This is a genomic window from Nocardia sp. CC227C (assembly GCF_030767025.1).
In the GTDB taxonomy this organism is placed as follows: Bacteria; Actinomycetota; Actinomycetes; order Mycobacteriales; family Mycobacteriaceae; genus Nocardia.
In genome coordinates this window covers 1-20475 of sequence record NZ_JASITE010000032.1, presented here as the reverse complement: position 1 = coordinate 20475, position 20475 = coordinate 1, and the positions used below count along the sequence as shown (strand labels likewise).

The following is a 20475-nucleotide window of genomic DNA, read 5'->3' as shown; positions in this document are numbered from 1 at the left end:
ACTCCTCACACCGTTCACAACGACACCGCCTCGTAGAGCTTCCCGATTTCGTCCCGACCCAGTACCCGCAGCGTGCCCGGACGCTGATCGCCCAGTGCGACGGGTCCGATATTGGTGCGCACCAGCGCGGTCACCGGATGACCGACCGCGGCCAGCAGGCGGCGCACGATATGTTTGCGGCCCTCGTGCAGGACCACCTTCACCAACGACCTACCCTCGCCGACCTCGAGTACCTGGAAGCGGTCGGCCTTGGCCGGACCGTCCTCCAGTTCGATGCCGTCGCGCAGCCGCTTGCCGACCTCGCGGCCGTGGATCTCACCGGCGACGGTGGCGAGATAGGTCTTGGAGACCTCGAAGGAGGGGTGCATGAGGCGGTGCGCGAGGTCACCGTCATTGGTGAGCAGCAGCAGACCCTCGGTGTCGGCGTCCAGGCGGCCGACGTGGAACAGACGCTGACCGGCCACCACCCGCTCGGCGACGATATCGCCGACGCAGGGGCGGTTCATCTCGTCGGCCATGGTGGACTGCCAGCCCTTGGGCTTGTTCAGCGCCAGGTAGACCTGCTCGTCGCGAACCACGACCCGGACACCGTCCACCCGCACCACGGCGTGATCGGGATCGATGCGCAGGCCCTGCTCGCGCACGATCGAACCGTCCACCTCGACGCGGCCCTGGTCGATGAGTTCCTCGGCGGCGCGGCGGGAGGCGACACCGGCCTTGGCGAGCACCTTCTGCAGGCGTTCACCCTCACCCCACGGCAGTTTCTTCGGCCCCTGCGCTTCGGGCTCGACATGCTGGCGGCGGGCCGGTTTGGCATTGTTCAGCACCGGGCCGGCGACCACGATGCGCTGCGGCTTCGGCTTCTTCGGCTTCTTCGGCTTGCCGGTGGTCGGCGCGGCATTGGCCTTCGCGCCAGGGGCGGTGGTTGGGGCGAACGGGCGGCCGCCGCCGATCCGGCCACGGCTGCCACCGATATGGTGATCGCCCTGACCACGGGACCCCGCGCCGCGGAAGCCGCTCGCGGGAGCCGAACCGCGTCCGCCGCCGCGCGGACTCGCGCCACGGTTCCCGTCGCGCGACCACTCGGCACCGCGATCCCGATCCCCGCCACGCCCGCTGCCGCCACGACTCTGACCGCCGCCACGATTCCATTCGCTACCACGCGAACCGCCACTCCGGTTCCACTCACCGCCTCGGGTACCGCCGCCGGTGTTCCATTCGGCGCGGTCCCCGCCTCTGGAGCCGCCTACCCCACGGCCAGTCCGGGAACCGCCGCGCGAACGGTCGGCACCTCGGTCGTGGTCATGTCCGCTGTCGCCGTGGCCGCGATCGGCGCTACTCCGATTCCACTCCCCGCCTCGGGAGCCGCCGCTCGCGTTCCACTCGGTGCGGCCAGCCCCGCTACGGGAGCCACCGACCCCACGGCCGGTCTGGGAGCCGCCGCGCGCACCGCCGCCGCGGGAGTCGTCGTTCGACCAGGAGTTTCGGGAGTCGCCACCGTATGTGCGGTCGCCGCGGACATCCGCTCCGCGCGAGGGGGTTCCGCGACCGGCCGGGCCGCGACCCTGGCCCGTGCCGCGCGCCTCCCACTGCGCGCCGCGGCCGGAGCCGCCTCCGGAATCCCACGACTGGTTGCCGCGGGTGCTGCCACCGCGGGTCGGCTGGGCGCCGCGGGGGGATTCACCGCGGCCGCGTGCCGAACCGCCGCGGGGCGGTTCGAAACCACGTTTCCTACGATCCGGTGTGCCATCTCGGCGAGCGGGTGTATTCACGTTGTCCTAATTTCGTTTCATTCTTCGGTACCGAGGTCGATATCCGACTCGGTCGGTTTTCTCAGCCTGGTGTACCGGGGATCGGTCTCCAGGCTCTCGTTGATCTCGTCGATCAGATCCACCCCCGGGAGCAGGGGGGCCAACGGCGGCAGATCGGTCAGCGACGCGAGTCCGATACGCTCCAGGAACAGCTCGGTGGTGACGTACAGGGTGCCGTTGGTCTCCGGGTCGGCCCCGGCCTCCGAGATCAGACCCCGCGCCAGCAAGGTCCGGATCACGCCGTCCACGTTCACGCCCCGTACGGCGCTCACCCGCGCTCGGGTAACCGGTTGACGATAGGCGATGACGGCCAGGGTTTCCAAAGCGGCGCGAGTGAGCTTGGAGCGGGCGCCGTCCAACAGCATACGTTCCACGTACGGCGCGAACTCGGTCCGCGTGTAGTAACGCCACCCGTCGCCCACGAATCTGAGATCCATGCCACTGCGCCGCGCGGTCAGCTCCGCCGACATCTCCCGCAGGGCTCGCTCCACCCGCTCGACCCGGTCGTCCAGCGCGGACGCCAGCATGTCCACCGCCGCCGGCGCGTCCACCACCAGCAGCATCGCCTCCAGCGCCGACCGGAACTCCGCCTCGTCGAGCCGCTCGCGCTCCTCGGGCTCCTCGAAAAGCGCACCATCGGGAAACTCAACCGAACTCGGCGCTGCGCCCGCACCGTCCGGAACCCCGTTCGCGCTCGGCGCTCCGCCGGAGTGATCAGCATCTCTCGTCGCGGAGCCGTTCGGTCCCCCGCTCCCGGCGGTGACGCTCGAATCACCGACGCGCCCCGACTCCTGGCCGGCAGGGATCTGCTCGTGGATGTCGCCGGAGCCCGCTGACCCGCTGGATCGATCAGCGACCGAGGCCGTGTCGGCGGCCGCCACCTGCTCCGGAGAGGCTGCGGTTCGCCCGGTATCGGCGGAGTCCGTACCCGGATCGGGTTCCCGGGTGCCGGGTACGTCCGCATCCGGTGCGGGGGTGGCGGCCGATTGTGCGCCGGTGGGGTCTGTCACCTCGGTCACCCGTACTCCTCGTCGCTGATGGTCTCGTATATCGCGCCGCCGGTCTCCTCGGCCGCGCTGGGTTCGCCGGTCCAGCTGACCCGCAGCGGGCCGAGCGGATCGGGTTGCTCGAATTCGATATTCCTGCCGCGGTAGAGCTCGAGCAGCGCCAGGAAGCGGGCCACGATCTGGACCGGGGCCTCGCAGTCGACGATCAGTTCGTGGAAAGTCGTCCAGCCGCCCGCGCCCTTGGCCTTCAGCAACTCCAGGATGACGGCCGCCTGTTCGGCGACCGAGACGGCGTGCTGGTGGATGTGGTCGATCCCGACCTTGGGCACCGGCCGGGGCCGGAAGGCCGCCGCGGCGACCTCGGCGAATCCGGCCGCGTCAACACCCAGGGTAACCTCCGGCAACAGGTCGAGGTAGCGCTCCTCGAGGGAGACCGCGCGCGGGTAGCGCTGGAGCGCGGCGGCTTCCAGCTCGGCGAACAGTTCGGCGACCTGCTTGAAGGCTCGATATTGCAGCAGGCGGGCGAAGAGCAGATCGCGGGCCTCCAGGAGTTCCAGATCCTCCTCATCGGTGACCTCGCCGGAGGGCAGCAAACGGGCGGCCTTCAGATCCAGCAATGTCGCAGCCACCACCAGGAATTCGGTGGTCTGGTCGAGCACCTTGTCCGCGCGCAGCCCACTGGCCTCGGCCTGTGCGGTCAACGCCTTGGTGTAGGCGATGAACTCGTCGGTCACCTTGTGCAGGGCGACCTCGGTGACATCGAGGCGGCGCGAGCTGATCAGCTGTAGCAGCAGATCGAACGGTCCCTCGAAATTGCTCAGCCGCAGATGAAACTTGCCGGACTTGTCTGAGTTGTCCGGAGCTGCCGTATCATCCGAAACCGCCGGGGTATCGGGCGATCCGGCACCGGGCGCGGCCGACGCCGCGATATCGGACACCACGGCGGTACCCGAATCACCGGCGATGTCGTCGATCACCGATGCCGCACCGTCGCGCTCCTCGGGCAGCCCTCCTGCGGCACCGGATGCGTCGACACCGTAGGCAGCCTCGGGTGCGCCCGCGATATCGGCGACCACCGTCCCCAGCGGCTCATCGGCACGCGGCACGGCGGTATCCGCACCCGGCGTAACCTGCCCGGGCGCTGTCTCGGGGGAATCGTTCAACGGCCCGACCGGTGTATGACTTCCCGTGCCATGGCCCGATACGCTTCCGCGCCACCGGATTTCGGCGCCCAGGTGGTAATGGGTTCACCGGCGACGCTGGCGTCGGGGAACCGCACGGTGCGCGAGATCACGGTGTCGTAGACGAGGTCGCCGAACACCTCGACCACACGCGTCATGACCTGACGCGAATGCAGCAGACGGGCATCGAACATGGTGACAACGATGCCGTACAGGCTCAGCGCCGGGTTCAGCCGGTCCCGCACCTTCTCCACGGTGTCGTTGAGCAGGGCCAGCCCGCGCAGCGAGAAATACTCGCACTCCATGGGAATGATCACGCCGTCGGAGCAGGCCAGGGCGTTCACCGTGAGCAGGCCCAGGGAGGGCTGGCAGTCGATGAGGACGTAGTCGTAGCGGTTGCGCAGCGGGGCGAGCGCCCGCCCCAGGGTCTGCTCGCGGCCGACCTCGTTGACGAGCTGGATCTCCGCGGCGGACAGGTCGATATTGCTGGGCAGCAGATCCATACCCTCGACCTTGGTCCGCATCAGCACATCGTCCACGCCGATCTTGCCATTGCCGACCAGCAGGTTGTGCACGGTGTGGTCCAGATCGTGGTGCGCCACACCGAGTCCCGCCGACAGCGCGCCCTGCGGATCCAGATCGACCAGCAGCACCCGGCGGCCGTATTCGGCCAGCGCCGCCCCCAGATTGATGGTCGAGGTGGTCTTGCCGACCCCGCCCTTCTGATTGCACATGGCGACTATGAGCGCGTCACCGTGATGGTTGACGGGCGGAGGCTCCGGAATATCGCGCAGGGGCCGACCGGTCGGTCCTAGTTCCGCGTTATCCGGTTGCACGTCCGGCGCCTCCCACAATGTCTGCGCGGCGGTTTCGATCCGCTGGCCCGCACCACCGGCTTTCGTCACGTCCGCTGCTCCTTCGACGTTCATGCCCTAACCCCGCCGCCAGTGCGGCACGGTCCCTAATAGACGCTACCGCCTGTCCGCGCAAGACCCCGGCTCGGACACGCACCCTAAAGCTGCACTTCAGACTGGTTACCGGGCCCGGGGATGGGCTGTCGCCCATACCTCGTGCAGCGTTCCGACGGTGACCAGAGTGTAGATCTGGGTGGTGGTCACCGAGGCGTGACCGAGAAGCTCTTGCACCACCCGCACATCCGCCCCACCATCGAGCAAATGCGTGGCGAACGAATGGCGCAGGGTGTGCGGCGACACCTGGGCCGCGATTCCGGCGCGTTCGGCCGCGGCGTGCAGCACCTGCCAGGCGCTCTGGCGCGATAGTCGGCCACCCCGGTGATTGAGGAACAGCGCCGGATTTCCCTTGCCACGCCGGGCGAGTGCGGGGCGTCCGCGCACCAGGTAGGCGTCCACGGCGGCCAGCGCCGGGCGGCCGATGGGCACCATCCGCTGTTTACCGCCCTTGCCGCGCAGCACCACCGCGCGCTCCCCGGTGTCGATATCGTCGACGTCCAAGGCGATGATCTCCGAGATGCGCGCCCCGGTGGAGTACAGCAACTCCAGCAGGGCGCGATCGCGCAATCCGCGCGGCCCATCTGCGACATCGCCGCCGGCCGCGTCCAGCAGCCGGGAAATCTGCTCGTACGGCAGCGCTTTCGGCAGGCGGCGGGCGGGGGCCGGGGGTTTCACCGGATGCGCCACATCGGCGGTGGTCATCCCCTCCGCCGCGGCGAACCGGTGCAGCCCGCGCACGGCCACCAGCGCCCGCGCCGCCGAACTGGCCGCCAGCGCGGGCCGTTCGGCATCGCCGGAGCGCAGCGCCACCATGAAGTCCCCGATATCGTTCTCCGACACCGCCGCCAACCCGGTGACACCCCTGGCCGCCAGGAACTCCCGATAGCGTCCGAGATCACGGCGGTAGGCGGCGAGGGTATTGCGCGCGGCCCCCTTCTCGACGGTGAGATGGTCGAGATAGGCGTCGATCTCCCGCCGCAGCGCATCGCGATCCCGGTTCTCGGCGGTGGTCGCGGCGGCAGTCACGGCCCCATCATGGCAGTCCCCACCGACGGATTCGGCAGCGACGCCACCCAGACCAGACCGTTCGGTGCTGAAAGGAGATGCGCACGAGTCGGCGGCGCTGTCGGGCCGGGGCGGCGCGACAGCAGACCGCTCGCTATTCTTCGCTGGACTCGGCGGATTTGCGATTCAGGAAGGCGGTCGGCATCTCCGGCCACGGCGCGTCGGCCGGACGCAGCGGCGCACCGGTCGCCCGCGCGGTCACCAGCGCCAGCAATCCGGCTACGGCGGTGGCATTGGTGATCTCCCCCGCCAGGGCCGCCCGCACGGCCGCGTCCAGCGGCATGCGGACGATCTCGATATCCGCCTCTTCCAATTCCGGCTCGGGCCGCTCGGTCTCGTACAGGCCGGTGGCCAGGTAGACGCGCAGCGCCTCATCGGTGAACCCCGGCGAGAGCGCCACGTCCACCAGCACCGACCACTCCCGCGCCGCCAGACCGGTCTCCTCGGTCAACTCGCGCCGCGCCGCCTCCAGCGGATCCTCACCCGGCTGATCGAGCAGCCCGGCGGGCAGTTCCAGCAGACGCCGCCCGATCGGATGCCGGTACTGGTTGATCAGTACCACGGTGTCGTCACCCTCGAGCGCCACCACCGCCACCGCGGGATGGTGCTCGATGACCTCGCGCTGGGCGACCCGTCCACCCGGCATGGCCACCTCGTCCAGCCGCAGCGCGAGGATCGCGCCGGAGTACGCGGTGCGACTGTCGACGATGTCGAAGTCGTGGGTGCCGGGGGCCGAGTCGCCGTGCGCGGAGGTCATTTCGCTACTTTCTCACCCGCTTCGGCGGGCGCGGTATCCGGGATCTCCACCGGAAGCCGTTCGGCCGCCTTGTATTTCAGGGCCGCCGAGATGAGCGCCGCGAACAGCGGATGCGGCCGGGTGGGCCGGGACTTCAGTTCCGGGTGCGCCTGGGTGGCCACGAAGAACGGGTGCTTGTCCTGCGGCAGTTCGACGAATTCGACCAGATGCCCATCGGGCGAGGTGCCGCTGAACTTCAGGCCGCTCTTGGCGATCTTGTCGCGGTAGGTGTTGTTGACCTCGAAGCGGTGCCGGTGCCGCTCGGACACCTCGGTCTCGCCGTACGCCTGCGCGACCACCGAACCCGGCTCCAGGACCGCGGGGTACGCGCCGAGGCGCATGGTGCCGCCCAGATCGGCCTCACCGGCCACTGCCTGTTCCTGATCGGCCATGGTGGAGATGACCGGGTACTTGGTGTCGGGTTCGAACTCCGCCGAGTTGGCGTCCTTCATCCCCGCGGTGCGCGCCGCCTCGATCACCACGCACTGCAGGCCCAGGCACAGGCCCAGCAGCGGAATGCCGTGCGTGCGGGCGTAGCGGATGGCCCCGACCTTGCCCTCGATGCCGCGAATGCCGAAACCGCCGGGAATCAGCACGCCGTCCACATCGGACAGATGCTGCTGCGCGCCCGCCTCGGTCTCGCATTCGTCGGACTGCACCCAGCGGATGTTCACCTTGGCCTTGGCGGCGAATCCGCCCGCGCGCAGCGCCTCGGTGACCGACAGATAGGCGTCCGGCAGGTCCACGTACTTGCCGACCAGCGCCACGGTGACGTGTTCACGCGGGTTGTGCACCCGGTCCAGCAGATCGCCCCACACCGTCCAGTCCACGTCGCGGAACGGCAGGCCCAGCTTGCGCACCACATAGGCGTCCAGGCCCTCGCGGTGCAGCACCTTGGGAATGTCGTAGATGGACGGCGCGTCCGGGGTGGACACGCAGGCGTCCACTTCCACGTCGCACATGAGCGCGATCTTGTTCTTGAGCGGCTCCGGCACATCGCGGTCGCAGCGCAGAATGAGCGCGTCGGGCTGGATGCCGATATTGCGCAGCGCGGCCACCGAGTGCTGGGTCGGCTTGGTCTTGAGTTCGCCGGACGGGCCCAGGTACGGCACCAGCGTCACATGCAGGAAGAAGCAGTTGTCGCGGCCCACCTCGTGCCGGATCTGGCGCGCCGCCTCCAGGAAGGGCTGCGACTCGATATCGCCGACGGTGCCGCCGATCTCGGTGATGACCACATCCGGGATCTGCCCCTGGCGATCCGGACCCGCCATGGCGGTGATGCGGCTCTTGATCTCGTCGGTGATGTGCGGGATGACCTGCACGGTGTCACCGAGGTATTCGCCGCGGCGTTCCTTGGCGATGACCGACGAATAGATCTGGCCGGTGGTGACATTGGCGTACCCCGACAGATCGCGGTCGAGGAAGCGTTCGTAATGCCCGACGTCCAGGTCCGTCTCCGCGCCGTCCTCGGTCACGAACACCTCACCGTGCTGGAAGGGGTTCATGGTGCCGGGATCGACATTGAGATACGGATCCAGCTTCTGCATGGTGACGCGCAAACCACGCGCCGTCAGCAACTGTCCGAGGCTGGAGGCGGTCAGGCCCTTACCGAGTGATGAGGCGACGCCGCCGGAGACGAAAATGTGTTTCGTGGCCGTCGTGTTATGAGCGGAGCGCGCCGGAATCCGTGATTGACCCACGGGACTCCACGGTAACACGGATCCGCCGGGCTGTTCACACGCCGCGCGGGCCGATCACCACCGATTAGCTATCAGGTCAGCGTGGCATGGCCGCGACTGTGAGCGAGGTCGCCCGGTCGCCGGTGCCGTATCGCCCGGTGCCGCCGCTCAACTGCTCGGTCAGCCCCAGCGCGGTGGTGAGGCGGCCGATCTCGTGGTCCACATTGTCGACGGTGGTGACCGTTGCCAAGGGGGCTTCGTCACGCACCACCGCGATGGGTCCCGCCCCGGCGGCCGCACCCGCGCGGCCCGCCAGCACCACACCCGCCCCGCGCGCCTTCAGGCCACCGGCGAAGCGGGCGATGATGGTGCCGCGCTGGTTCTCGTCGGCGTGGACGCCGTCACCGGTGACGACCACCGCGAGATCGGCGGGGCGCACCTCCCCGGCCGGGGCGAGGAAGCCGCCGCCACGCAGGGTCTCCAGCGCCAGTCCGCGTTCCTGATCGCTGCCGCGCGGCTGGCGGTCGGCCGGATCGGTGAGCAGCAGCAGGCCGAGCAGGTCGCCGCCGAGGCTGCCCTGGTCGGTCGCGCCGGTGCCGAGCTGCGCGCCCGCGGGGACCAGATTGGCCACGGCGGTGCGCAGCCGGTCGCCCTCGCCGGAATCGGTGAAGGCGTTGGTGAGCGCGATCTGTCCGGTGACCGTCGCCCCGGCGGTGGTGAGCGATTTCGTGACCGCGTCCACATCCGCGAGATCGGCGTCGGGCGTGGTGAAGACGATGACGCCGCGATCGGTCAGGCTGCCCGCCAACAGTTTCGGTGACGCACCGGCGAGGAAGGCGTCGGCGGCCCGCAATTGCTCGGTGAGCCTGGTGTTCTCGGCACGCAGGTCGGCGGCCTGCCCGCCGCCCTCGCCCATTCCGGGTAGCAGACCGTCGTTCCCGCGGGCGCCGAGCACCACGCCGACGGCGAGGGCCAGGAAGACCGCGGCGATCGACACGGCGTGGTAGCGAAGCGAAATCATGGGTCCCCTAGCTGCTTCGGTCGAGAAGGCCGCGAACCCAGAGTTCGAAGCGGTTCCAGGCGTCGATACCGGAATCGATCACCTCGTTGCCCAGGTGCGTGGCCAGCAGCGCCACGATCAGCGCCACCAGCGCGGCGAGCACCACCAGCGCGACCGCCCAGCCGGAGCCGCGCTGACGGTACAGCGTGGCAACGGCTTTGGCGTCCATGAGCTTGGTGCCGATCTTCAGGCGGGTGAGGAAGGTGGCGGGATTCGAATCACGGCGGCCGCGGTCGAAGAAGTCGTCCAGCGAGGCCGCGGCACCGCAGGTGACGATGAGCGACGCCCCGTGGTGATTCGCCAGCAGCAGCGCGAGATCGGCGGCCGCCCCCGAGGACGGGAAGGTGGTCGCGCCGATGCCCAGATCCTGGATGCGCTCCAAACCCTTGGCGTGCCCGTCGGTATCGGCGGGCAGGATCACCTCGGCACCGCATTTGAGAGTGGTGGCGGTGATCTCCTCCGGATCGCCGACAATGAGGTCGGGGCGATATCCGTTGCGGGTCAGCGTGTCCGCGCCGCGACCCACGCCGACCAGAATGGGCGCGTACTCCTTGATGAACGGTTTGATGCGCTTGAGGTCCTCGGCGTGGTCGGAACCGTCGGCCACCACCACCACGTGGCGCTTGCGCATGTCGAGCTCGAGTTCGGGCACGCCGATGCCGTCGATGAGCAGGCCACTCTCGGTGCGGATGAACTCGATGGTGTTGCCCGCGAACGCCTCCAGGTGGTCGGCCAGTCCGTTGCGGGCCTCGATCATGCGCTCGGCGATGGAGGATTCGGTGAGCTCGACGCACTCGACGAGGACCTCGGGATCCTTCTTGGTCAGCTTGTCGCTGTAGACGACGCCGTCGTCGACGCGGACCTTCGCGCCGTCCTTGATGCGTTTGAAGACATCGGTGGTGACGGTATCCAGCAACAGGATCCCATTGGCCACCAACACTTCCGGGCCCAGGTTCGGATAGCGGCCGGAGATGGACGGCGAGGCGTTGATCACCACCGCCACCCCGGCCTCCACGAGGCGATCGGCGGTGAGGCGGTCGAGATCCATCTCGTCCAGCACCACCACGTCACCGGGGCCCACGCGCTGGAGCAGGCGCCGGGTATTGCGGTCGACCCGGGCGATCCCGGACAGGCCCGGCAGCGTCTCGGTGGGTTTCGACAACAGTCCCAGCATCTTCATAACGCCCGATGGTTACAGGAAAGTCTCAACCATTGGTGGAGGCGCGCCGCACCATCAATCACATTCGTCACTGTGATGCCACCGAGCCTCCGCCAATCATGGCCGAAAGCCACAGCGCCCGTGACCACGGGTACCGATATGCTCCGGACGTAGCTGTGCCGGACATTCAGGGGATTCGGATGGCAGCTCGAACGAAGGAGACAATGCCGTCATGGCCAGCACCACCGTCGACACCGTGATCGCCGCCCCGCGGGAGGTCGTCTACCGGCTCTTCGCCGATCGGGACGCGATGGCAGCCTACCTGCCCATCCAGATCTCGCTCATTCAGCCCGGCGCGGGCAGCCCGTCCGGTGTGGGCGCGCGCTACAAGCTCGGACTCGGCCCGGTCGGCGTGACGGAGGAGACCCTCGAACTGGTGCCCAATGAGCGCATGGTCTACCAGATCATCGCGGGCGCACCCGTGAAGCGGCACGTCGGCACCGTCACCTTCGCCGACGCGCCCGGCGGCACCCGCGTGGTCTACACCATGGAATCCGAGCCCAGCCTGCCCGTCCCGGCCAAGGTGCTGGAGCTGGGGCTGAAGGGCCTGATCAACGCCCTTCTCAGCGGCGCGCGCAAAGCGGTGAAGTAGGGGGCGGCCCGCCTCCGTTTCGGAGGCGGGCCTCGCCATTCCGGCTCAGGACTCGGTGCGAGCCGCCACCGGGTCGCGGCCGTGTACGTGGTACTCGATGGGTATCGACGCAACGGGGTCGCGGTGAGTGTCGCGGGCTGGCCGGGCCGGGCTGCTGCCGATTCGATCGCCCGGTGCGCCGACAGCGGCGGTATCGCACCGCGCGGGCGAACTCGGTGCGGCCACCGGCGCGCGCACCCGCCCGCGGCGACGCCGCGTCCGTCCGACCACGAATCAGTCCGCCGCGCCGACCTTCTCGGCGTGCGCGGTGGTGAGCAGCTCCCAGGCGTGGGCGCGGCCGGTTTCGGTGTCGCCGAGACCGGCCAGCATGCGGGCCAGTTCCGCGACGCGCTCGTCCTGCGTGAGGGCGCGGACGCCGGATTTGACGCCCTTGCCGTCGTCCACCTTGTCCACCACCAGGTGAGTGTCGGCGAAGGCCGCCACCTGCGGTAGGTGGGTCACCACGATGACCTGGTGGGTGCGCGCCAATCTGGCCAGGCGGCGGCCGATCTCGACGGCCGCGCGACCACCGACCCCGGCGTCCACCTCGTCGAAGACCATGGTGGTGCCGTGCTCGGAACTCGCCAGCACCACCTCGAGGGCGAGCATGACGCGCGAGAGCTCACCGCCGGAGGCGCTCTTGCTCAACGGCAGCGGCTGCGCGCCGGAATGCGCGGCGAGCCGGAATTCCACCTCGTCCACACCGGTGGAACCGGCGTGCAGTTCCGAACCGTCCACCTTCAGCGGCGCGGAGTCCTGGGCGGCGGCCGGGAGCGGCCGCACCACGACCTCGAGCTTGGCGCGGCCCATGGCCAGGCCGGACAGTTCGGCACTCACCGCGGTCGCCAGCTTGCTCGCCGCCTTGGTGCGCGCGGCGGTGAGCTTGCGCGCCGCCTCGCGCACCTTCTCCGCCGCGCTGTCGACCTCCGCGGACAGCGCCGACAGCGCCTCCTCGGAGACATCCAGGGATTCCAGGCGGGTGCGCGCCTCGTTCGCCCAGGCGATCACGCCGTCGATATCGGGGGCGTACTTCCGGGTCAGCGTTTTCAGTTCGGCCTGCCGGGTCAGCATGGTGTCGAGCGCACCGGGGTCCGAGGGCAGATCCGACAGATAGGAGCTGAGCTCGGTGGTCAGGTCGACGACCACCGAGATGGCGTCGCCGAGGCGGGGGGCCAGCCCCGCCAGCGCCGGATCCTCTGCCGTGTCGATGCGGGCGCGGGCGGTGCCCAGCAGATCCAGCGCGCCGCCGCCCTCGCCGGGGGTGTCGGCCGGTCCGGCCAGCGCGTCGTGCGCGGTGGCGGCCGCCTCCCGCAGCGAATCCAGATCCGAGAGCCGCCGCACCTCGGCGACCAGGTGCTCGTCCTCACCGGGTTGCGGTGCGATGGCGTCGATTTCGGTCAGCGATTGCTTGAGCCGGTCGGCCTCGAGCGCCAGTTCCCTACTGCGCGCGGTGCGTTCGAGCAGTTCGGTGCGGGCGTCGAGCCACTTGCGCCGCTCCTTCTGATACTTGCGCAGCAGCGGGCCGACGGTGTCGGAGGCGAACTGGTCCAGGGCGTGCAGCTGCTGATCGGGCCGTTGCAGCCGCAGCTGGTCGTTCTGGCCGTGCACGGTGAGCAACGGTGTCGTGAAATCCGAGAGCACCGCGGCCGGAACGCTGCGGCCGCCCAGGTGCGCGCGGGAGCGGCCGTCGCTGCCCACGGTGCGCACGGCAATGACGGAGCCGTCGTCATCACGTTCGGCACCGGCGGATTCCAGCACCCCGTCCACTGCGGCGACGGCCCCCTCGTGGACCTCGTCGACGGTGAAGCGGCCCTCCACCACCGCCCGCGACGCACCCAACCGGACTCTGCCGGGGTCGGCGCGCGCACCGCTCAGCAGGTGCAGGCTCGTCACCACCATCGTCTTGCCCGCGCCCGTCTCACCGGTCAAACAGGTCAAACCCTCATGGAATTGCGCTGTGGCGGTGGATATGACGCCCAGACCGTCAATCCTGATCTCTGTCAGCACTCGTGCTCTCCGTTCGGCGGTGTTCGACGTCGCCTGCTCGGGGTCGCTGCGTGGTTACGCGGGCTTCCTCCTCCGCGCCCATCCGTGCAGACGAGCGGCCCCGCCAGCCTGTCACGGGCAACTGGAATTTGCGCACCATCCGATCCGCGAAGGGTGCGGAATCCAGCCGCACCAGCAGTACCGGTTCGGTCCCGCGGACCGCCTCGACCCGGCCGCCTCGCGGCAGTGCGAGGGTGCGTCGGCCGTCGAGGAAAACTATCGCATCGTGCCCCGTCGCAACGGTTTCCACCGCTATGCGCGAATCCGGGCTGGCTACCAGGGGCCGCGCGAACAGGGCGTGGGCATTGCTCGGAATCACCAGCAGCGCCTCGAGTTCCGGCCACACCACCGGACCGCCCGCGGAGAACGCGTAGGCGGTGGAACCGGTGGGGGTGGCGACGAGCACGCCGTCGCAGCCGAACGACGAGACCGGACGGCCGTCCACCTCGAGGACGACCTCCAGCACGCCCATGCGCGCCGAATTCTCGATACTGGCCTCGTTGAGCGCCCACCCGCGTTCGGTGACCGTATCGTCCACGCGCACGGTGACATCGATGGTCATGCGCCGCTCGATGCGGTAGTCGCGGCGCACCACCTGAGCGAGGGCCTCGTCCAGATTCTCGGCCTCGGCCTCGGTGAGGAAGCCGATGCGGCCCAGGTTGATGCCCAGCACCGGCACATTGGCCTCGCGGGCCAGTTCCGCCGCCCGCAGGAAGGTGCCGTCACCGCCGAGGGCGAGCACCATCTCACAGCCGATGGCCGCCTCGGGTCCGTGCTCCATCACACGCACCGGATACCCGTCGGGGCGGCCCTGCTCGTCGGTGTCGAACCGGGTGCTGTACGCCTCGTCCGCCAGGACCCGCAGGCCGATCCCGAACTCCTCGAAGATCTTGGCCACCCGGTGCGCGGTCTCGGTGAGTTCGGCGCGGCCGGGATGGGCGACCAGCAGGATTTCCCGGACCTTCGCGCTGTGCAACCGACCGCTCTCCCCACTCACTGCGGACCCTCCTCCACCGCACGCTGGATCAGCGCCGCCACCCGTTCCTCCTCGACCGCATCGTAGGCGGGGACACCGACAGCCGCCGACTCGGGCGCGGTCGGGAGATCGGTTCCCGCATCGCCTTCCGGCGCGGGCCGAGTCGCCGCGTGCGCATCCGGGGACGAGTTCGCCCCGACGCCGCCGATATCCCCGGCCGCGCGGTCGGCTCCGGTCGGCTCCGACTCCTTACGCAGCCAGAGGAAGTACTCCACATTCCCCGACGGTCCGGGCAGCGGGCTGGCGACCACGCCGTGGGTTCGCAGCCCCAGACGTGCGGCGGCCGCGGCCACGTCACGCACCGCCGCCGCGCGCAGCGTCGGATCGCGCACCACGCCGCCGGATCCCACGCGCTCCTTGCCCACCTCGAACTGCGGCTTCACCATCGGCAGCAGATCCGCGCCCGGCGCGCAGCACTGCGCCAGCGCGGGCAGTACCAGGCCGAGGGAGATGAAGGACAGGTCCGCCACCACCAATTCGACTGTGCCGCCGATGAGTTCCGGGGTCAGGGCGCGCACATTGGTGCGGTCGTGCACGTGGACGCGATCGTCGCTGCGCAGCCGCCAGACGAGTTGGCCGTAGCCGACATCGGCGGCCACCACCGCGGCGGCTCCCTTCGACAGCAGCACATCGGTGAAGCCGCCGGTGGACGCGCCCCCGTCCAGACAGCGCTTGCCCGCGACGGTGAGCCCATGCGGTTCGAACGCCGCGAGTGCGCCCAGCAGTTTGTGCGCACCGCGCGAGGCCCACCGCACCTCGTCGGGCTCCTCCCGCACCAGCAGCGGGGTCGCGGTCTCCACCCCCGTGGCCGGTTTGGTGGCGACCGTTCCATTGATCAGGACGCGACCCGCCGAGATCAGTTCGACCGCGTGCTCCCGCGACCGCGCCAATCCGCGGCGAACCAGTTCCGCGTCCACTCGTGCGCGCCTGGCCACCTCAGATCTTGTCCACCGTTGCCAGGGCCTGCACCAATACCTCGTGCGCCTGCTCGAGAATGCGGGACCGCCGCGCGATATCCGTCCCCTCGCCGCTCGAATCCCGCGCACCCGCGCGCAATTCCGCCAGCAACTCGTCGACCTCCGCGCGCACCCGATCCGGGTCGGCGAAGTCCGCTTGATTCGCGCCCGGCAGATGCTGACCGGGCAATGGCGCCCCGGTGCGGGGGCCGGGCACGGGCGCATGCGGGCGTGGCGTGGGCGTAGTCATCGTGGCGACAACGCTACCGGAACTCACATTCGAACACACGTACCGCATCCCTCCGATCCGGCCGCCGACCGGGCGCGCCGCGAAAATCGCTTGCCACGGTCCGCGAGGATCGGCGGCTATGGGATGTGACTTCGACGAACTCGTGACCGAAGCCGAGTCGGTATCGGTGGACGGCTGGGATTTCTCCTGGCTGGACGGTCGCGCCAGCGAGGAACGGCCGTCGTGGGGGTATCAGAAACAGCAGGCGCGGCGGTTGGCGCGGGCGCGGGCCGCGCTGGATATCCAGACCGGCGGCGGTGAGGTGCTGGCCGAGGCACCGACCTATCCGCCGACCATGGTCGCCACCGAATCGTGGCCGCCGAACCTGGCGAAGGCCACGCGACTGCTGCACCCGCGTGGCGTCGTGGTGGTCGCCGATCCCGACGAACCGCCGCTGCCCTTCGCGGACGCCGCCTTCGATCTGGTGACGAGCCGGCATCCGGCCACCATCTGGTGGGCGGAGATCGCGCGGGTACTGGAACCCGGCGGCACCTACTTCGCCCAGCACGTCGGCCCGGCCAGCGTGTTCGAACTCGTCGAGTACTTCCTCGGGCCGCAGCCGCGGGCGCGCACCCGACGCCACCCCGACGCCGAGACCGCCGAGGCGCGCACGGCGGGGCTGGAGATCGTGCGGTGCGAGCCCGAGCGGCTGCGCATGGAGTTCCACGACATCGGCGCGGTGATCTACTTCCTGCGCAAGGTCATCTGGATGGTGCCCGGCTTCACCGTGGACGCCTATCGCGAGCGGCTGCGCGAACTGCACGAGCACATCGAACGGAAGGGACCGTTCATCGCGCACTCGGCGCGCACACTGGTCGAGGCCCGCAAACCGGCGGCGAGCCAGGGTCCGCCTCGGCGGGGTCCGCCTCGGCGGGCCACCGGGTGCGCCGGAGCGGCGCGCGACTCAGCCCCGTGAACCAAGCGGGCTCGACCGGTGGGTCAGGCGTCGCGGGGTGTCGGTGGAGTGGATATCGAGATCGCCCGGCCGGGATGCCGCGACAGCAGTTCGGCAATGCGGTCGGCGAGGTCTCCGTCTCCTTCGGTGATCGGACCGTGTTCGGCCACGGGATGATTCAGGGCGTCGAGGGATTCGGCGATATAGGTGGGGAGCCGGTCCGGTCGCCCGTTCAGATCGGCGAGCGTGCTGACGCCGGTGAGCACCATGAGCGATTCCAGGCCGGCGGTGAGCGCGCCGTCGATATCGGTGTCGAGCCGGTCGCCGACGACCAGGGCGGCGCGTGTTCCGGCGCGCGCCAGCGCGTCCTCCATGAGCGGGGCGTACGGCTTGCCCGCCACCATAGGCTCGCGATCGGAGGCGGTGCGCAGGGCGGCGACCATGGAACCGTTGCCCGGGGCCAATCCACGCTCATTGGGGAGGGTGGCGTCGGTATTGGCGGCCACCCACAGCGCACCCGCGCGCAACGCGTAGGCGGCCTCGGCGAGATCCGCCCAGGCGGTGTGTGGCGAATGACCCTGCACCACGGCGGCGGGCGCGATGCCGTTGAAGCGCCGGACCGGTTGCAGGCCGACATCTTCCACCTCGGCCACCAGGTCGTCGGTGCCGACCACGAGCACGGTGGACCCCGGCGGCAACCGGGTGGCCAGCAGGTGCGCGGCCGCCTGGGCGCTGGTGACCACCTCGTCTTCGGTTGCGGTGAAACCGAGTTCGCGCAGATGCCGGGCGACGCCGGCACCCGAGCGACTCGCGTTGTTGGTCACGTACATCAACCGCTGCGTCGCGCCGCCGCTCGAAAGCGCCTCCGACGCACCGGGAATCGGATCATGACCGCGAAACAGCGTGCCATCCAGATCCAACAGCAGCGCACCGAACCGATCCCGTAGCCGCATCCCGCCGCTCCCTCTCTCGTTGTCCTGCCACCCGCGCCGCGGGCTCCGACAGGTATCGGACGAACACCCCGCCCGCACCCGCCGCACCGTGCCGCCCGCCAGCGACGGCGGACGCCAGCCCGAGCATACGAGCAGTCTCCACCACATCCCGACGGGCGGGGCCGTAGGGCGACCGAGCCCTCCACCCCGTGCGCGGTGGTGCGCTACCGTCGCTCACGGTCATGGGCGGGCTGAGGCGGGGAGCCGCCGCACATGCGGGTGCGGCGGCTCTCTCAGGTCCTCGACCTCAGCCGCGGTCGTCCGGCTTGGTGTCGTCGCCGAAGTCGGCGGCCAGGGCGTCCGCCGCCGCCTCGGCATCGGCGACGGCATCGGCCAGTGCGGCGGAGTCGTCGTTATCGCCGGTACCGGGCTCGGCCGGGGCCTTCCCCGCAGCGGGTGCGGTAGCGGAATCCGCGGCGCGCGAGTCCGCTTCGGTACCGCCGTCGGCCGCAGCGGCGGAGCTCGCGGTCCCGATGTCCGTACTCGCAGACGCGGTGTCCGTGCTCGCAGACCCGATGTCCGTGCCCGGGGTCCCGGTGTCCGTGCTCGGGGTCCCGGTTTCCGTGCTCGCGGCACCGATGTCGGTGCTCGCCGTCCCGGTTTCCGTGCTCGCGGCATCGGTGTCGGTGGCATCGCCCGCTGCGTCGGCCTCGTCGTCGGTGGTCTCGGCCTCGTCGCCCTCGGCGAAGGCGGCGTTGCTGGCCCATTCGACCGAGTTCGGGTCGGCCAGGTCGGCGGCGCGCTCCTCGGCGTCGGTCTCACCGTCGAGGTCGGCGGACGCCGCGTTCATGAACCAGGTCAGGGCCTCTTCGCCGCGGCCGGCGGCGAGGAGTGCCTCGGCGTAGGCGTAGTCGAGGCGGGCGGCGGCCGAACCGGTGCGGCTCGGGTCCAGGTCGGGAGTCTGGAGTGTGACGACGGCCTGGTCGTACTGGCCGAGGTCCATGCGGGCGCCCGCGACCACGATGCGCAGTTCGGTGGCCTCGTCGCCCTTCAGCTGCCGGGCCTCATCGCTGCGGCCCAGCTCGATGGCGCGTTCGGGGCGGCCGAGGCCGCGCTCGCAGTCGGCCATGACCGCCAGCAGGCCCGCACCGCCGGACATGCGGCGTGCGGTCCGCAGCTCGGACAGCGCCTCCGCCCACTCCCCCGCGTGATAGGCGGCGACACCGGCGGTTTCGCGTACCACCGCGATCCGGCCGGCGCGCTGCCGCGCCGCCCGCGCGTGTTCCAGCGCCTGCTCCGGATCCTCGTCCAGCAGACGGGCGACCATCACCAGGTGTCGGGCCACGGTCTCGGCATTGCTCTTGTCCAAGCTCAGCAGATCGCGGCGCACCGCACCGTCGAGGTCGCTCGGCTGCACGTCCTCCGGCAGCGCGGGCTCATCCGGACGCGCCGGACGCCGATCGCTTCCGCGGCCACCCGCGGCGGCAGCACCCTCGCCGCCACGCCGACGATCCGCGCTGTCCCGGTGCGCATTCCGGCCGCCCTCGTCCTCGCGCCCGGCACCGCGACGCTCATCACCGGCGCGCCCGAAACCACCGCGACCCTCGTGCCCGGCCCCGCGGCGATCCTCGTCGCGGCCGCCGAAGCCACGCCGCTCGTCACCGCCGCGCCGCTCCTCGTCCCGGCCGACGCCGCGACGGTCATCGCGTCCGGAGCCGCGCCGGTCGTCATCGCGGCCGAAACCTCGGCGCTCGTCATCGCGGCCGGAGTTCCGCCGTTCACCGCCGAAGCCGCCGCGCCGCTCCTCGCGCCCCGCGGAGTCGCGGCCCTTGTAGCCGCCGTGGTCGCGCTTGTCGCCGCCGAATCCACCGCGCCCGAAGTCTTCTCGATCCCCCCGCCGCTCGTGTCCACGGCCGGAACCCGCACCGCGGCCGGCATTGTCGCGACCGAAACCCCGACCGCCGTCCCGCCCGGAGTTGTCGCGCGAGAAGCCGCCGTCCCGGCCGCCACCGCGGTATCCGCCCCGGTCGTCATCACGACGGGGGCCGCGCGCGTCGTCACGGCGGAAACCGCGGTCATCGTCGCGACGGCCACCGCGGTCATCGTCGCGACGGCCACCGCGGTCGTCATCGCGGCGGAAACCACCACGCTCATCGCCGCCGGATCCGCTGCGGTCATCGCCGCGACGGAAACCACCGCGGTCGTTCCCACGCCGGAAACCGCCGCGGTCATCACCGCGCGAGCCGCCGCGATCGTCGTCACGACGGAAACCACCCCGATCGTCGCCGCGTCCGTAACCCCCGCGCTGGTTGTCACCGCGCGAGCCGCCACGGTCGTCGTCACGACGGAAGCCCCGGTCGTTCTCGCGTCGGAAACCACCACGGTCCTCGCCGCGTGAACCACCACGGTCACCACCCCGGAAGCCGCCGCGGTCGTCGCCGCCGGATCCGCCTCGGTCGTCGCCGCTACGGAAACCTCGATCGTCGTCACGACGGTAGCCACGATCGTCATCGCGACGGTGGCCACCGCGTTCGCCCTCGCGGCGGAAGCCGCCGCGGTTCTCGCCGCGGCCGGAGCTGTCGCGGTTGCCGCCCTCGCGGCGCGGACCCGAGGTGCGGTCCTGGTCTCGTCGATCGCCCGTCGCGTCATCACGTCCCGAACGGTGGAAACCGCCCTGGCCCGATCCGCTGCTACGGCGGAACGGCTTCCTGCCGTCGTTCTGCTCCGACACGGTGATCCCTCTCTAGTCCTGTTGTGCCTGCCGTACCCGGCCGCGGCGCTACGCTGCGCGTGAGGGCTGACGGGAGGAACCCGCCAACTCGAATTCAATCACGCGCCGTCGAGCGGCTTCGCGGCACCGGGTGGTGAAACGCCGAAAGGGGACCCAGTGTTGGGTCCCCT

Annotated in this window: 15 protein-coding genes and 2 pseudogenes; 2 read left to right on the top strand and 15 right to left on the bottom strand. The window is 70.3% G+C overall.

Going from position 1 to position 20475, the window contains the following annotated elements:
• Positions 1-14: 14 nt before the first annotated feature.
• From QMO76_RS34845 to steA, 9 genes and pseudogenes are all read right to left on the bottom strand, one after another.
• A pseudogene (locus QMO76_RS34845) lies at positions 15-869 on the bottom strand (pseudouridine synthase); the annotation flags it as partial.
• Between the two features lie 920 nt (positions 870-1789).
• Entirely contained in the window at positions 1790-2617 is an 828-nt protein-coding gene (scpB, locus tag QMO76_RS34840) for an SMC-Scp complex subunit ScpB (RefSeq protein ID WP_372342142.1), read from the bottom strand.
• A 209-nt stretch (positions 2618-2826) separates the two neighbouring features.
• A complete protein-coding gene (locus QMO76_RS34835) occupies positions 2827-3759 on the bottom strand; it encodes a ScpA family protein (RefSeq protein WP_372342141.1) in 933 nt (310 codons plus the stop codon).
• 218 nt (positions 3760-3977) lie between these two features.
• Positions 3978-4874 (bottom strand): ParA family protein, encoded by an 897-nt coding sequence (locus tag QMO76_RS34830; RefSeq protein WP_029928428.1) that lies wholly within the window; start codon positions 4872-4874, stop codon positions 3978-3980.
• Positions 4875-5033: 159 nt separating this feature from the next.
• Entirely contained in the window at positions 5034-5951 is a 918-nt protein-coding gene (gene xerD / locus QMO76_RS34825) for a site-specific tyrosine recombinase XerD (protein WP_372342140.1), read from the bottom strand.
• A 178-nt stretch (positions 5952-6129) separates the two neighbouring features.
• Positions 6130-6792 (bottom strand): NUDIX hydrolase, encoded by a 663-nt coding sequence (locus QMO76_RS34820; protein ID WP_306365637.1) that lies wholly within the window; start codon positions 6790-6792, stop codon positions 6130-6132.
• On the bottom strand, positions 6789-8531 hold the full coding sequence (locus tag QMO76_RS34815) for a CTP synthase (protein ID WP_306365636.1): 1743 nt from the start codon (positions 8529-8531) through the stop codon (positions 6789-6791). The genes QMO76_RS34820 and QMO76_RS34815 overlap by 4 nt, the downstream gene beginning before the upstream one ends.
• 76 nt (positions 8532-8607) lie before the next feature.
• The gene (locus QMO76_RS34810; protein ID WP_306365635.1) at positions 8608-9531 is read right to left on the bottom strand and encodes a copper transporter; all 924 of its coding nucleotides are present in this window, start codon (positions 9529-9531) and stop codon (positions 8608-8610) included.
• Positions 9532-9538: 7 nt separating this feature from the next.
• Positions 9539-10750, bottom strand: a complete 1212-nt coding sequence (gene steA, locus QMO76_RS34805) for a putative cytokinetic ring protein SteA (RefSeq protein WP_306365634.1) — start codon at positions 10748-10750, stop codon at positions 9539-9541.
• 211 nt (positions 10751-10961) lie between these two features.
• Between steA and QMO76_RS34800 the strand changes: the two genes are divergently transcribed.
• On the top strand, positions 10962-11381 hold the full coding sequence (locus QMO76_RS34800; protein ID WP_306365633.1) for an SRPBCC family protein: 420 nt from the start codon (positions 10962-10964) through the stop codon (positions 11379-11381).
• A 273-nt stretch (positions 11382-11654) separates the two neighbouring features.
• Here the strand turns inward: QMO76_RS34800 and recN are convergent, their stop codons facing one another.
• From recN to QMO76_RS34780, 4 genes are read right to left on the bottom strand one after another with little or no spacing between them, the layout of a single operon-like run.
• Complete coding sequence (gene recN, locus QMO76_RS34795) at positions 11655-13427, bottom strand: DNA repair protein RecN (RefSeq protein WP_306365632.1); 1773 nt, start codon at positions 13425-13427, stop codon at positions 11655-11657.
• Complete coding sequence (locus QMO76_RS34790) at positions 13405-14463, bottom strand: NAD kinase (protein WP_372342139.1); 1059 nt, start codon at positions 14461-14463, stop codon at positions 13405-13407. The genes recN and QMO76_RS34790 overlap by 23 nt, the downstream gene beginning before the upstream one ends.
• Positions 14460-15437 (bottom strand): TlyA family RNA methyltransferase, encoded by a 978-nt coding sequence (locus QMO76_RS34785; protein WP_306365631.1) that lies wholly within the window; start codon positions 15435-15437, stop codon positions 14460-14462. Before QMO76_RS34785 ends, QMO76_RS34790 begins: the two co-directional genes overlap by 4 nt.
• Before the next feature lies 1 nt (position 15438).
• A complete protein-coding gene (locus tag QMO76_RS34780) occupies positions 15439-15708 on the bottom strand; it encodes a hypothetical protein (protein WP_306365630.1) in 270 nt (89 codons plus the stop codon).
• A gap of 118 nt (positions 15709-15826) precedes the next feature.
• On the opposite strand from QMO76_RS34780, the gene QMO76_RS34775 reads away from it, so the two are divergent.
• The gene (locus tag QMO76_RS34775; protein ID WP_306365629.1) at positions 15827-16663 is read left to right on the top strand and encodes a class I SAM-dependent methyltransferase; all 837 of its coding nucleotides are present in this window, start codon (positions 15827-15829) and stop codon (positions 16661-16663) included.
• A gap of 23 nt (positions 16664-16686) precedes the next feature.
• Here the strand turns inward: QMO76_RS34775 and QMO76_RS34770 are convergent, their stop codons facing one another.
• Both QMO76_RS34770 and QMO76_RS34765 read right to left on the bottom strand, forming a co-directional pair.
• Positions 16687-17595 (bottom strand): HAD-IIA family hydrolase, encoded by a 909-nt coding sequence (locus QMO76_RS34770; protein ID WP_306365628.1) that lies wholly within the window; start codon positions 17593-17595, stop codon positions 16687-16689.
• A gap of 766 nt (positions 17596-18361) precedes the next feature.
• Positions 18362-19285: pseudogene (locus QMO76_RS34765) on the bottom strand (hypothetical protein); the annotation flags it as partial.
• Positions 19286-20475: the final 1190 nt, after the last annotated feature.